Below are 13853 nucleotides of genomic sequence, written 5' to 3'. Positions count from 1 at the left end.
AAGCGCATGTCCATCCTGATCGACAAGACCACCAAGGTCATCACCCAGGGGTTCACCGGCAAGAACGGGACCTTCCACTCCGAGCAGGCGATCGCCTACGGCACCCAGATCGTCGGCGGCACCTCGCCCGGCAAGGGCGGCGCGCTGCATCTCGGCCTGCCGGTGTTCGACACCGTCGCCGAGGCGCGCGAGAAGACCGGGGCGACCGCCTCCGTCGTCTACGTGCCGCCTCCGGGCGCGGCCGACGCCATCTGCGAGGCGATCGACGCCGAGATCCCGCTGATCGTCTGCATCACCGAGGGCATCCCGGTGCTCGACATGGTGCGGGTGAAGCGCTCGCTGGTTGGCTCGAAGTCGCGCCTGATCGGGCCGAACTGCCCCGGCATCGTCACCGCCGGCGAGTCGAAGATCGGCATCATGCCGGCCAACATCTTCCGCCCGGGCTCGGTCGGCATCGTCTCGCGCTCCGGCACGCTGACCTATGAGGCGGTGTTCCAGACCACGAATGAGGGCCTCGGCCAGACCACCGCGGTCGGCATCGGCGGCGACCCGGTCAAGGGCACCGAGTTCATCGACATGCTCGAGATGTTCCTGGCCGACGACAAGACCGAGTCGATCGTGATGATCGGCGAGATCGGCGGCTCGGCCGAAGAGGACGCGGCGCAGTTCATCAAGGACGAGGCCAAGCGCGGGCGCAAGAAGCCGATGGTCGGCTTCATCGCCGGTCGCACGGCGCCTCCCGGCCGCCGCATGGGCCATGCGGGTGCGATCATCTCGGGCGGCAAGGGCGGTGCCGAGGACAAGATCGCGGCGATGGAAGCGGCCGGAATCCGGGTCTCGCCCTCGCCGGCGCGCCTTGGAAAGACCTTGGTCGAGGTGTTGAAGGGCTGACGCCTCCGGCCGTCGGCCGGGCCAGGGCGCGGCGGGGTCGGACCCGGCCGCGCCGCCCCGGCGGCGGAGCAGGCGACGGCATCACAGACTGCGCCCGGGGACGCCCCGGGCGGGACGACAAGACGAAGCGGTAAGGTCAGGACAGGACGGCAGGCATCATGGCTCGTCAGGACATCAACGAGGCCCTCGCGCAGACCGGCTTCCTCTACGGAGGAAACGCCGCCTATATCGAGGATCTCTATGCCCGCTACCAGGCGGATCCGAATTCCGTCGACGAGCAGTGGCGCGGCTTCTTCGCCGCGCTGCACGACGACCGGCAGGCCGTCGTCGACAACGCCAAGGGCGCCTCCTGGAAGAAGCCGAACTGGCCGATCCCGGCCGGCGGCGAGCTGGTCTCGGCTCTGGATGGCAACTGGTCGGCGGTGGAGAAGGCGATCGGCGACAAGCTGGGCGCCAAGGCCAAGGCGGCCGGGGCGACACTGTCGGCCTCCGACGTGCAGCAGGCGACGCGCGATTCCGTGCGCGCCATCATGCTGATCCGCGCCTACCGCATGCGCGGCCATCTCCACGCCCAGCTCGATCCGCTCGGCATCGAGGGCCAGAAGGATCCGGAGGAGCTGTCGCCGGCAGCATTCGGCTTCACCGAGGCTGATCTCGACCGCAAGATCTTCATCGACAACGTGCTCGGGCTCGAGTTCGCCACCATCCGCGAGATGACGGCGATCCTGCAGCGGACCTACTGCCAGACCATCGGCGTCGAGTTCATGCACATCTCCGACCCGGAGCAGAAGGCCTGGCTGCAGGAGCGCATCGAGGGCCCCGACAAGGAGATCGCCTTCACCCGCGAGGGCAAGCGCGCCATCCTGAACAAGCTGGTCGAGGCCGAGGGCTTCGAGAAGTTCCTCGACCTGAAGTACACCGGCACCAAGCGCTTCGGCCTGGACGGCGGCGAGTCGCTGGTCCCGGCGCTCGAGCAGATCATCAAGCGCGGCGGCGCGCTCGGCCTGCGCGACATCGTCTTCGGCATGGCCCATCGCGGCCGCCTCAACGTGCTGACCCAGGTGCTGGGCAAGCCGCACCGCGCCCTGTTCCACGAGTTCAAGGGCGGCTCCTTCGCCCCCGACGACGTCGAGGGCTCGGGCGACGTCAAGTACCATCTCGGCGCCTCCAGCGACCGCGAGTTCGACGGCAACAACGTCCATATCTCGCTGACCGCCAACCCGTCGCATCTCGAGATCGTCGACCCCGTCGTGCTCGGCAAGGTGCGCGCCAAGCAGGACCAGTTCGGCGACATCACCGAGCGCTCGACTGTGCTGCCGCTGCTGATCCATGGCGACGCGGCCTTCGCCGGCCAGGGCGTCGTGGCGGAGTGCCTCGGCCTGTCGGGCCTCAAGGGCCACCGCACCGGCGGCTCGGTGCATTTCATCATCAACAACCAGATCGGCTTCACCACCTATCCGCGCTATTCGCGCTCCTCGCCCTATCCGTCCGACGTGGCGAAGATGGTCGAGGCGCCGGTCTTCCACGTGAACGGCGACGATCCGGAGGCGGTGGTGTTCGCCGCCAAGGTGGCGATCGAGTTCCGGCAGAAGTTCCACAAGCCTGTCGTCATCGACATGTTCTGCTATCGCCGCTTCGGTCATAACGAAGGCGACGAGCCGGGCTTCACCCAGCCGCTGATGTACCGCAAGATCCGCGGCCACAAGACGACGCTGGAGCTCTACGCCACCAAGCTCGAAGCCGAGGGCGTGATCACCGCCGGCGAGCTCGACGAGATGCGCGCAGCCTGGAAGGCCAGGCTCGAGGTCGAGTTCGAGGCCGGCCAGTCCTTCAAGCCGAACAAGGCCGACTGGCTCGACGGCCGCTGGGCCGGCATGAAGGCGATCCGCTCGGACGACGAGGATCCGCGCCGCGGCGCGACCGGCGTGCCCGAAAAGGTGCTCAAGGAGATCGCCGACCGCATCACCTCGGTGCCGGAGGGCTTCAATGTCCACCGCACGATCCAGCGCTTCCTCGACAACCGCCGCAAGGCGGTGGAGAGCGGCAGCGGCATCGACTGGGCGACCGCCGAGGCGCTGGCCTTCGGCTCGCTGCTGCTCGAGGGCCATCCGGTGCGCCTCTCCGGCCAGGACTGCGAGCGCGGCACCTTCTCGCAGCGCCATTCGGTGCTGATCGACCAGGAGACGGAAGCCCGCCACACCTCGCTCAACGACGTGCGCGAGGGCCAGGCCCGCTACGAGGTCATCAACTCGATGCTCTCGGAAGAGGCGGTGCTCGGCTTCGAATACGGCTACTCGCTGTCGGAGCCGAACGCGCTGACGATGTGGGAGGCCCAGTTCGGCGACTTCGCCAACGGCGCCCAGGTGGTGTTCGACCAGTTCATCTCGTCGGGCGAGCGCAAGTGGCTGCGCATGTCGGGCCTCGTTTGCCTGCTGCCGCACGGCTATGAGGGCCAGGGGCCGGAGCACTCCTCCGCCCGTCTGGAGCGCTTCCTGCAGATGTGCGCCGAGGACAATATGCAGGTGGCGAACTGCTCGACCCCGGCGAGCTATTTCCACATCCTGCGCCGCCAGCTTCGCCGCGATTTCCGCAAGCCGCTGATCCTGATGACGCCGAAGTCGCTGCTGCGCCACAAGCGCTGCGTCTCCGACCTGTCGGACCTGGCCGAGGGCTCGACCTTCCACCGCGTGCTGCACGACGACGCCGAGCGCGGCGCCTCGACCACCAAGCTGGTCAAGGACTCCAAGATCCGCCGGGTCGTGCTCTGCTCGGGCAAGGTCTATTTCGACCTGCTGGAGGAACGCGAGAAGCGCGGCATCGACGACGTCTACCTGCTGCGCGTCGAGCAGCTCTATCCCTTCCCGCTGAAGACGCTGGCGCAGGAGCTGGCGCGCTTCAAGGGCGCGGACGTGGTGTGGTGCCAGGAAGAGCCGAAGAACCAGGGCGCCTGGACCTTCGTCGAGCCCTATCTGGAATGGGTGCTGGGCCATGCCGGCTCGAAGTCGAAGCGGCCGCGCTATGTCGGCCGCCCGGCCTCTGCCGCGACCGCGACCGGCCTGATGTCCAAGCATCTCGCCCAGCTCAACGCCTTCCTCGAAGAGGCCTTCGCGGCCTGACCTTCGCCTGACAAAGACACGAACAAGAGGCCTGACATGGCGACCGAAATCCGCGTTCCGACCCTCGGCGAATCCGTTTCCGAGGCCACGATCGGCAAGTGGTTCAAGAAGCCCGGCGAGGCGGTGAAGGCCGACGAGCCCCTGGTCGAGCTCGAGACCGACAAGGTCACGCTCGAGGTCAACGCGCCGGCCGCCGGCGTGCTCGGCGAGATCGTCGCCAAGGAGGGCGAGACCGTCGGCGTCAACGCGCTGCTCGGCTCGATCAGCGAGGGCGGCGCCGCTGCCGCCGCCGCGCCGAAGAAGGACGAGACCGCCGTGGCGCAGGCCGCCGGCAAGTCGGGCGCCTCGACCTCGGCCGAAGCGCAGGCCAAGGCCGGCGCGGTCGCCGGCGACACCCCGGTGCAGCCCGCGACCAAGGCCGGCGATTCCGGCCCGGCCGTGGCGCGCCTCGCCGCCGAGAGCGGCGTCGACCCGTCCTCCGTCCCGGCTTCGGGCAAGGATGGCCGCGTCACCAAGGGCGACATGCTGGCCGCGATCGCGACCGGCGGCGCTGCCGCGGCGCCCGCCCCGGCACCGGCGCAGGTCCGGGCCCCGTCTGTCGCCGACGACGCCTCGCGCGAAGAGCGCGTGAAGATGACCAAGCTGCGCCAGACCATCGCGCGCCGCCTGAAGGAAGCCCAGAACACCGCCGCGATGCTGACCACCTTCAACGAGGTGGACATGTCGACGGTGATGGCGCTGCGCAACCAGTACAAGGACATGTTCGAGAAGAAGCACGGCGTGAAGCTCGGCTTCATGGGCTTCTTCGTGAAGGCCGCGGTGCAGGCGCTGAAGGAGATTCCGGCGGTCAATGCCGAGATCGACGGCACCGACATCGTCTACAAGAACTACTATCATGTCGGCGTCGCCGTCGGCACCGACAAGGGCCTGGTGGTGCCGGTGGTGCGCGATGCCGACGAGCTGTCGATCGCCGGCGTCGAGAAGACGATCGCGGCCTATGGCAAGAAGGCCCGCGACGGCCAGCTCAAGATCGAGGAGATGCAGGGCGGCACCTTCACCATCTCGAATGGCGGCGTCTACGGCTCGCTGATGTCGACGCCGATCCTGAACGCGCCGCAGTCGGCGATCCTGGGCATGCACAAGATCCAGGAGCGTCCGGTGGTGGTGAACGGCCAGATCGTCATCCGCCCGATGATGTATCTCGCGGTCTCCTATGACCACCGCATCGTCGACGGCAAGGAGGCCGTGACCTTCCTCGTGCGCATCAAGGAGGCGCTGGAGGACCCGGCGCGCCTCGTCCTCGACCTCTGAGACGAACGGCTGAAGGGAGGCGGGCGTGGCTGGCATCGCGATCGTGACCGGCGGCAGCCGGGGCATCGGCCGGGCGACGGCCGTCCTCCTGGCCGAGCGCGGCTATGACGTCGTCGTCAACTACAATGCCGACGCCCGTGCCGCCGAGGAGACGGTCGCTGCCGTCAACGCCCATGGCCGCCAGGCCGTGGCGGTGAAGGGCGACGTCGGCAGCGAGGCCGACGTGCTGGCGATCTTCGCCGCGGCCGACCGGCTCGGGCGCCTCACCGCGCTCGTCAACAATGCCGGCATCGTCGACATGCAGAGCCGGCTCGACGAGATGAGCGCCGCGCGCATCGAGCGGATGCTGCGGGTCAACGTCACCGGCAGCTTCCTGTGCGCGCGGGAGGCGGTGAAGCGGATGTCGACCCGCCATGGCGGGCAGGGCGGCGCGATCGTCAACCTGTCCTCCGCGGCCGCCGTGCTCAGCGGCGCCGGGCAATATGTCGACTACGCCGCCTCGAAGGGCGCGATCGACGTGTTCACCCTCGGCCTCGCCCGCGAGGTCGCCGCCGAGGGCATCCGCGTCAACGCGGTGCGCCCCGGCATCATCGACACCGAGATCCACGCCAGCATCGGCCAGCCCGACCGCGTGGCGCAGATCCGCGACCAGCTGCCGATGAAGCGGGAGGGGACGGCGCGAGAGGTGGCGCAGGCGATCGCCTGGCAGCTCTCCGACGAGGCCTCCTACACCAACGGAACCGTATTGAACGTGACGGGCGGGCGCTGAGCGCAGCCCCGCACCCGTCAGCAAGGAAGGATGTCACCATGGCTGCGGCCTACGATCTCGTCGTCATCGGAACCGGCCCCGGCGGCTATGTCTGCGCCATCCGCGCCGCCCAGCTCGGCCTCAAGGTCGCGGTCGTCGAGAAGCGCAAGACCCATGGCGGCACCTGCCTCAATGTCGGCTGCATCCCGTCCAAGGCGCTGTTGCACGCCTCCGAGATGTTCGAGGAAGCCGCGCATACCTTCCCGGCGCTCGGCGTCGTGGTCGGCACGCCCAAGCTCGACCTCAAGCAGATGATGACCCACAAGCAGGAGACGATCGACGCCAACGTCAACGGCGTCGGCTTCCTGCTGAAGAAGAACAAGATCGAGCCCTTCCACGGCACCGCCAGCATCCCGGCGGCCGGCAAGGTCGTCGTCACCGGCGAGGACGGCAAGACCCAGGAGCTGGACGCCAAGGCGATCGTGATCGCCACCGGCTCGGAATCGGCCCCGCTGCCGGGCGTCGAGACCGACGAGAAGACGATCGTCACCTCGACCGGCGCGCTCGAGCTCGCCTCCGTGCCGAAGGAGCTCGTCGTGGTCGGCGCCGGGGTGATCGGGCTCGAGATCGGCTCGGTCTGGTCGCGTCTTGGCGCCAAGGTCACCGTCGTCGAATATCTCGACCGGATCCTGCCGGGCATGGACGGCGAGGTCGCCAAGCAGTTCCAGCGCATCCTGGAGAAGCAGGGCTTCACCTTCCATCTCGGCACCAAGGTCACCAAGGTCGAGACAGGCAAGAAGGGCGCCTCCGTCACAGTCGAGCCGGCGGCCGGCGGCGCGGCGAGCACGCTCGCGGCCGATGTCGTGCTGGTCGCGATCGGGCGCCGCCCGAACACCGAGGGGCTCGGCCTCGACAAGGCCGGCGTGGCGCTCGAAAAGGGCCGCGTGGTGATCGACGACCATTTCCGCACCAACGTCCCCGGCATCTACGCGATCGGCGACGTGGTGCGCGGCCCGATGCTGGCCCACAAGGCCGAGGACGAGGGCATGGCGGTGGCCGAGATCATCGCGGGCAAGGCCGGCCATGTGAACTACGACGCCATTCCCGGCATCGTCTACACCGCCCCCGAGGTCGCCGCGATCGGCAAGACCGAGGAGGAGCTGAAGGCCGCGGGCGTCGCCTACAAGGTCGGCAAGTTCCCCTTCACCGCCAATGGCCGCGCCCGCGCCATGAAGCATTCCGACGGCTTCGTGAAGTTCCTGGCCGACGCCGAGAGCGACCGCGTGCTCGGCTGCCACATCATCGGCCCCCATGCCGGCGACCTGATCGCCGAGGTGACCGTGCTGATGGAGTTCGGCGGCTCCTCCGAGGATCTCGCCCGCACCTGCCACGCGCATCCGACGCTGGGCGAGGCGGTCCGCGAGGCGGCGCTCGCCGTCGACAAGCGCGCCATCCATATGTGAGGGCGGGCGCGCCTGGTGCGCGTCTTAACCCCTCAGACGAAAAAGCCCCCGGCGAGCCGTTCGCCGGGGGCTTTTTGCTGGTCGATGGCCGTGAGGCGGCAGGCTGCTCAGCCGCGCCGCTCGCGGTAGGCGGTCAGGGTGTTGCGCAGCAGGCAGGCGATGGTCATCGGGCCGACGCCGCCCGGAACCGGGGTGATCGCACCGGCGACCGTCAGCGCCTCGGCATAGTCGACGTCGCCGGCGAGCTTGCCGTCCGGCAGGCGGTTGATGCCGACATCGATCACCGTGGCGCCCGGCTTGATCCAGGCGCCCTTGACGAAATGCGGGCGGCCGACGGCGGCGACGACGATGTCGGCGCGGCGCAGCACCTCCGGCAGGTCGCGGGTGCGCGAATGGGCGATGGTGACCGTGCAGTCGGCCTGGACCAGCAGTTGCGCCATCGGCCGGCCGACGATGCCGGAGCGGCCGATCACCACGGCCTCGAGCCCGGCGAGCGAGGGCAGCACCTGCTTCAGCAGGAGCATGGCGCCGAGCGGGGTGCAGGGGATGAGCTTGCCCTGGCCGGCGGCGAGGCGCCCGACATTGACCGGGTGGAAGCAGTCGACGTCCTTGGCCGGGTCGATCGCCTCGATCACCTTGTCGACGTCGATATGCTTCGGCAGCGGCAGCTGAACCAGGATGCCGTCGACCGCGGGGTCGGCGTTGAAGGCCGCGACCTTGGCGAGCAGCTCGGCCTCGCCGGTCTCGGCCGGCATGCGGTGCACGACCGAGGCCATGCCGACCTCGACCGCCTGCTTTTCCTTGGAGCCGACATAGACGCGGCTGGCCGGGTCCTCGCCGACGAGGACAACGTGCAGTCCGGGGGCCGGGCGGCCGGAGGTGGTCAGCGCCGCGACCTCCGTCGCGATCTCGGCCCGCAGGGCGGCCGCCGCGGCCTTCCCGTCGATGATGCGCGCCTGTCCGGTCATGGCGAAACCCCGATGCTGCGAAAGGATTGCGTCTCTCATGCTGCATTGCGGCGAAGGCGACAAGGGGCGAAGACCCGCGACTGCGGCGCGAGTCGGCGATCTTCGGCCTTAAATGCCGGCCCGGCGGCTCTTCCGGCGACGTGATGCGGTGGACAAGGAGGGGGCGGTGCCGGTTCCGATCGGTCCGGGGCTGGGCGCCGTCTGCCAGTTGCGCTTATATCCGCGCCAGCGAGATGGCCCCGCGGCGCTTCACGCCGATGCGGTCGCCGGGGCATGGCGCTTGATCGTGGCTACCCGAGGCCGCATCCTGCGCCGCGCCGGCGCTTCGGGCCGGGGCGAGGGCGGATTGGCGAGCCGGAGACGACAGACGTGACGACCGGCTTCGCCGCAATCCCCGACGCCGCGGACTATCTGCTGCGCAATGCCAGGGTGCCCGCCTGCCTGATCGACGCCGCGACCGTGGCGAGCGATGCCGACGGCTTCGCGCTCACCGATATCGCCGTCACCGGGGGGCGGCTGGCCTCGCTGCTGCCGGCCGGCACCGACAGCCTGCCGGACGGCGGAGCCGTGCTCGACCTCGACCGTGGTATCGTGCTGCCGCGGCTGGTCGACGTGCACACCCATCTCGACAAGGGCCATATCTGGCCGCGCCAGCCCAATCCCGACGGCACCTTCGCCGGCGCGCTCTCGGCGGTCGGCGCCGACCGCGAGGCGAACTGGAGCGCGGAGGACCTGCGCTCGCGCATGGCGTTCGGCCTGCGCTGTGCGCAGGCGCACGGCACCGCCGCGATCCGCACCCATCTCGATTCGATCGGCGCGCAGATCGGCATCTCCTGGCCGGTCTTCGCCGAGATGCGGGCGGAGTGGCGCGGCCGCATCGCCTTGCAGGCCACGCCGCTCTTCGGGGTCGAGCTCGTCGCCGATGCCGCGCACATGGCCGTGATCGTCGATGCGGTCACCCGCCATGGCGACGGGCTGCTCGGCTGCGTCACCTATATGATCCCGGAGCTCGATGCGGCGCTGGACACGCTGTTTAGCACAGCGATCGCGCATGGCTTCGACCTCGACTTCCATGTCGACGAGACCAACGACCCGGCGGCGCGCTCGCTCGAGCACATCGCCGATGCGGCGCTGCGCCATCGCTTCGGCGGGCGTATCCTCGCCGGCCATTGCTGCTCGCTGGCCTTGCAGGCGCCGCAGGACGAGGCGCGCATCGTCGCCAAGGTGCGCGAGGCCGGCATCGCCGTGGTCTCGCTGCCGATGTGCAACATGTACCTGCAGGACCGCAGCCGCGGTCGCACCCCGCGCTGGCGCGGCGTCACCGCCCTGCACGAATTGCGGGCGGCCGGCGTGCCGGCGATGATCGCCTCCGACAATACGCGCGATCCCTTCTACGCCTATGGCGACCTCGACCTGGTCGAGGTGCTGCGTGAGGGCACGCGCATCCTCCAGCTCGACCATTGCGAGAGCGACTGGGTGCGGGCGATCACCCGCGAGCCGGCCGCCGTGATGGGGCTCGACGGGGCCGGCACGCTGGCGCCAGGCGGCCCGGCCGACATGATCCTGACCCGGGCGCGCAGCTGGACCGAGTTCTTCGCCCGGCCGCAGGCCGACCGCACCGTGCTGGTCGCCGGCCGCGCCATCGACCGCACCCTCCCGGACTATCGCGACCTCGATCACCTGATGAGCAGCCGAGCATGACCGCACGTTACGACATCGCCGCCCTGAAGAGCCGCCTCGACGGGATCCGGACCGAGGAGAACCCGGCGCTGGTCAAGCAGAAGAGCCGCGACTTCTTCTGGTATTCGCCGACGCTGAAGCGCCAGCTCGACCATGTCGTCGGCGACATCGTCGTCTCGCCGACCAGCGAGGAGGAGGTGCTGCGGGTGCTGGCGGCGGCGCATGCGCTCGGCATCCCGGTGACGCCGCGCGGCACCGGCACCGGCAATTACGGCCAGGCCATGCCGCTTTCGGGCGGCGTCGTGCTCGACCTCTCGGGCTTCAACAAGGTCAAGCGCATCGAGGCCGGCCGCTATGTCGCCGAGCCGGGCGCGATCCTCTCGAAGATCGACGCGGAGACGCGGGCGCATTCGAACCAGGAGATCCGCCTGCACCCCTCGACCTACCACACGGCCTCGGTCGGCGGCTTCGTCGCCGGCGGCTCGGGCGGTGTCGGCTCGATCAAATGGGGCGGCCTGCGCGACTGGGGCAACATCATCCGCCTGCGCGTCGCCACCATGGAGGCGAGCCCGCGCATCCTCGAGCTCCAGGGCGAGGACCTGCACAAGGTGGCGCATGCCTACGGCACCAACGGCATCATCACCGAGGTCGAGATGCCGCTCGGCCCGGCCTATGCCTGGGTCGACGTGATCATGGGCTTCGACACGCTGCGCGGCGCCACCGAATTCGCCAATGCGCTCGGCGAGCAGGACGGGCTGGCGCTCAAGAACCTCGCCGTGGTCGCCGCGCCGGCGCCGCACGACTACTTCCTGCGCCATCGCAAGTTCATCCCGCGCAACAGCCATTGCGTGCTGGTGATGGTCGCCGATTTCGCGCTCGATTCGCTGCTCGCCTTCGCCCAGCGCTTCCGCGGCTCGCAGCTGCTGATGCGCTCCGACACGCTGACGCCGGAGGAGGCGAAGGGCCTGCCGCCGAGCTATGAGCTGGCCTGGAACCACACCACGCTGCGGGCGCTGCGCGTCGATCCGAGCATCACCTATCTCCAGGTGCTCTATCCCTTCCCGAACCAGGTCGAGCTGGTCGACGCGATCCATGCGCGCTTCGGCGACGAGGTGACCTGCCATCTCGAATTCGTCCGCTTCGACGGCAAGGTCACCTGCTTCGGCCTGCCGATGGTGCGCTTCACCAGCGAGGAGCGGCTGGAGGAGATCATGGCGATCCATGAGGAGATGGGCGCGCCGATCTTCAACCCCCACCGCTACACGCTGGAGGAGGGCGGCATGAAGCAGACCGACGAGGTCCAGCTCGCCTTCAAGCGCGAGGCCGACCCGCAGGGCCTGCTCAACCCCGGCAAGATGATCGCCTGGGAGGATCCGGACTACGACTACCGCTCGGGCCGGACCTTCCTGTTCAAGGCGCTCGGCGAGGCCGGCGCGGGCAGCTGAGGCGGCGATGCAGGTTCTCCTCCTCAGCGCGCATCCCGATCCGGAGAGCTATGGCGCGGCGCTGCGCGGTGCGATCCGCGACAGCCTGGCGCGCGCCGGCCACGCGGTCGATGATTGCGACCTCTACGGCGAGGGCTTCCAGCCGGTGCTGACGCGCGAGGAGCGCGTCGCCTATCACGACCCGCAGGCCAACCGCCTGCCGGTCGCCGACCATGTCGCGCGCTTGCAGCGGGCCGAGGCGCTGGTGCTGAGCTTCCCGGTCTGGAACTACGGGTTCCCGGCGATCATGAAGGGCTATTTCGACCGGGTGTTCCTGCCCGGCGTCTCCTTCACCATGGACCAGGGCGGGGTGCGCCCCAATCTCTGGCATGTTCGCCGGCTCATCGCCGTGACCAGCTATGGCGGCTCGCGGCTGCGCACCATGCTGATGGGCGATCCGCCCCGCAAGCTGGTGACGCGCGGCCTGCGCGTGCTCTGCCACCCCACCGCGCGGATGAGCTATCTCGCCCATTACGACATGAACCGGGCGACGCCCGAGAGCCGTGCCGCCTTTCTCGCCCGGGTCGAGGCGAAAATGGCGCGTGTCTAGCGATCGTGACGCGGCTGTCATCAGCCCGTCATCAAAACCCGCGATTGCACAGCCGGCGAACCGCTTCGGCAATCGTTTCCAGGGGCCGGCTCATGACCAAGTCACTCGAGAAAAGTGTGGGCCGGGCCCTGATGGTCACGGCGAGGTTGCACCGGGCGCGGATGGGCGAGCGGCTGAACGCGCTCGGCCTGTTTCCCGGCCAGGAGCAGGCGCTGAAGGCGCTCCAGCCGGCGCCGATGACCATGGGCGAGCTGGCGACGCTGCTGCGCGTCAAGCCGCCGACCGTCTCCAAGACCATCGGCCGGCTCTCGCTCCAGGGCCTGGTGACGCGCGAGGGCGGCGGCCGCGACGGGCGCCTCGTCCAGGTCGCGCTCACCGAGAACGGCCAGAAGACCGCGGCCGCGCTCGACGCGGTCTGGACCCAGGTCGAGGAGGAGCTGCTCGAGCGGCTCGACGGCAAGGAGCGCAAGCAATTGCGCAAGCTGCTGCGCAAGGCGGCCAAGGGGCTCTCGGCGGTCGGCGCCGATGTCGACGACATCGAGGACGAGGCCGAGGACGCAGCCTGAGCGGCCCCGGCGGCGCGTGCCCGCACTGGGCATGATCGGCATGCGCAGGCACGCTGGCGGGCCGATTTAAATCGGTTCATTGATGGTCGGGCGTTCCTCAAAAAAGGCCCGACGAGTCCGTCCTGGTGTCAGCCGCTCCCGCCCCGCCTCCAGACGAGCGTCGCAACCGGCTGGCCGCCATCGCGCTGATCGCCGCCGCCGTCCTGTTCTTCTCCCTGCTCGACAGCTCGGCCAAATGGCTGGGCGGCTCGCTCAACCCGATGCAGGTCGCGCTGGCGCGCTATGTGGTCAGCGTGATGCTGGTCTCGCTCATGCTGAACCCGTGGAGCCGGCCGGGCATCACCCGCACGCGCCGGCCCTGGCTGCAGGGCTTCCGCTCGCTGCTGCTGCTCGGCTCGACAGTGCTGAATTTCCTGGCGCTGCAGTATCTGCAACTGGTCGAGACGGTCTCGATCATGTTCGCCGGGCCGCTGCTGGTGGCGCTGCTCTCCGGGCCGATGCTCGGCGAATGGGCCGGGCCGCGCCGGCTGGTGGCGATCGGCGTCGGCTTCATCGGCGTGCTGGTGGTGACGCGCCCCGGCCTCGGCGGTTTGCATCCGGCGGCGCTGTTCTGCGTGGCGGGCTGCTTCTGCTACGCCTTCTACAGCATCACCACCCGCATGCTGGCGGCGAGCGACCCGCCCGAGACCACGATGTTCTATTCCGGCATGGTCGGGATGGTGCTGCTGCTGCCGGCGCTGCCCTTCGTCTGGACCTGGCCGCAGGACACGCTGAGCTGGGTGCTGCTCGTGGCGGTCGGCGCCTTCGGGGCGATCGGCCACTGGCTGCTGATCCTGGCGCATCAGCGCGCCCCGGCGACCGTGCTGGCGCCCTTCATCTATTCGCAGATCATCTGGATGGCGGCGCTGGGCTGGCTGGTCTTCGGCGACGTGCCGGACGCCTATACCTTCGCCGGTGCCGGCATCGTCATCGCGTCCGGGCTCTACCTGCTCTATCGCGAGCGGGTGCGGGCGCTGCCGGAAGGTGCCAGCCGCAAGCCCTGAGCCGGCGCAGGACAGCGGCGCCGGGCCGCCCCG

At 69.4% G+C, this 13853-nt stretch carries 11 protein-coding genes; 10 read left to right on the top strand and 1 reads right to left on the bottom strand.

The annotated features are described in order from the left end of the window. The first annotated feature begins 6 nt into the window (after positions 1-6). From sucD to lpdA, 5 genes are all read left to right on the top strand, one after another. Positions 7-891 (top strand): succinate--CoA ligase subunit alpha, encoded by an 885-nt coding sequence (sucD, locus tag ABE438_RS05380; RefSeq protein ID WP_346501515.1) that lies wholly within the window; start codon positions 7-9, stop codon positions 889-891. 158 nt (positions 892-1049) lie between these two features. Further along, positions 1050-4007 carry a 2-oxoglutarate dehydrogenase E1 component gene (locus ABE438_RS05375; RefSeq protein ID WP_346501514.1) on the top strand — a complete coding sequence of 986 codons (2958 nt, stop codon included), beginning with the start codon at positions 1050-1052 and terminating at the stop codon, positions 4005-4007. A 36-nt stretch (positions 4008-4043) separates the two neighbouring features. Then, positions 4044-5318 carry a 2-oxoglutarate dehydrogenase complex dihydrolipoyllysine-residue succinyltransferase gene (odhB, locus tag ABE438_RS05370; RefSeq protein WP_346501513.1) on the top strand — a complete coding sequence of 425 codons (1275 nt, stop codon included), beginning with the start codon at positions 4044-4046 and terminating at the stop codon, positions 5316-5318. Positions 5319-5343: 25 nt separating this feature from the next. Further along, positions 5344-6087 (top strand): SDR family oxidoreductase, encoded by a 744-nt coding sequence (locus ABE438_RS05365; RefSeq protein WP_346501512.1) that lies wholly within the window; start codon positions 5344-5346, stop codon positions 6085-6087. A 38-nt stretch (positions 6088-6125) separates the two neighbouring features. Beyond that, entirely contained in the window at positions 6126-7529 is a 1404-nt protein-coding gene (gene lpdA, locus ABE438_RS05360; protein WP_346501511.1) for a dihydrolipoyl dehydrogenase, read from the top strand. A gap of 107 nt (positions 7530-7636) precedes the next feature. Here the strand turns inward: lpdA and folD are convergent, their stop codons facing one another. Continuing rightward, the gene (gene folD / locus ABE438_RS05355; RefSeq protein WP_346501510.1) at positions 7637-8497 is read right to left on the bottom strand and encodes a bifunctional methylenetetrahydrofolate dehydrogenase/methenyltetrahydrofolate cyclohydrolase FolD; all 861 of its coding nucleotides are present in this window, start codon (positions 8495-8497) and stop codon (positions 7637-7639) included. Between the two features lie 369 nt (positions 8498-8866). Between folD and ABE438_RS05350 the strand changes: the two genes are divergently transcribed. The 5 genes from ABE438_RS05350 (at position 8867) to ABE438_RS05330 (ending at position 13820) form a co-directional block, all read left to right on the top strand. Next, the gene (locus ABE438_RS05350) at positions 8867-10198 is read left to right on the top strand and encodes a cytosine deaminase (protein ID WP_346501509.1); all 1332 of its coding nucleotides are present in this window, start codon (positions 8867-8869) and stop codon (positions 10196-10198) included. Beyond that, the gene (locus ABE438_RS05345; RefSeq protein ID WP_346501508.1) at positions 10195-11622 is read left to right on the top strand and encodes an FAD-binding oxidoreductase; all 1428 of its coding nucleotides are present in this window, start codon (positions 10195-10197) and stop codon (positions 11620-11622) included. The genes ABE438_RS05350 and ABE438_RS05345 overlap by 4 nt, the downstream gene beginning before the upstream one ends. Before the next feature lie 7 nt (positions 11623-11629). Then, complete coding sequence (locus tag ABE438_RS05340) at positions 11630-12211, top strand: NAD(P)H-dependent oxidoreductase (protein WP_346501507.1); 582 nt, start codon at positions 11630-11632, stop codon at positions 12209-12211. Positions 12212-12303: 92 nt separating this feature from the next. Beyond that, positions 12304-12777 carry a MarR family winged helix-turn-helix transcriptional regulator gene (locus ABE438_RS05335; RefSeq protein ID WP_346501506.1) on the top strand — a complete coding sequence of 158 codons (474 nt, stop codon included), beginning with the start codon at positions 12304-12306 and terminating at the stop codon, positions 12775-12777. Between the two features lie 122 nt (positions 12778-12899). Next, positions 12900-13820, top strand: a complete 921-nt coding sequence (locus ABE438_RS05330; RefSeq protein WP_465248567.1) for a DMT family transporter — start codon at positions 12900-12902, stop codon at positions 13818-13820. Positions 13821-13853: the final 33 nt, after the last annotated feature.

Origin of the sequence: Allobosea sp. TWI1241 (assembly GCF_039673065.1) — a bacterium.
GTDB lineage: Bacteria > Pseudomonadota > Alphaproteobacteria > Rhizobiales > Beijerinckiaceae > Allobosea.
The sequence above is the reverse complement of the archived record's forward strand: the minus strand, read 5'-3'. Positions and strand labels throughout refer to the sequence as shown.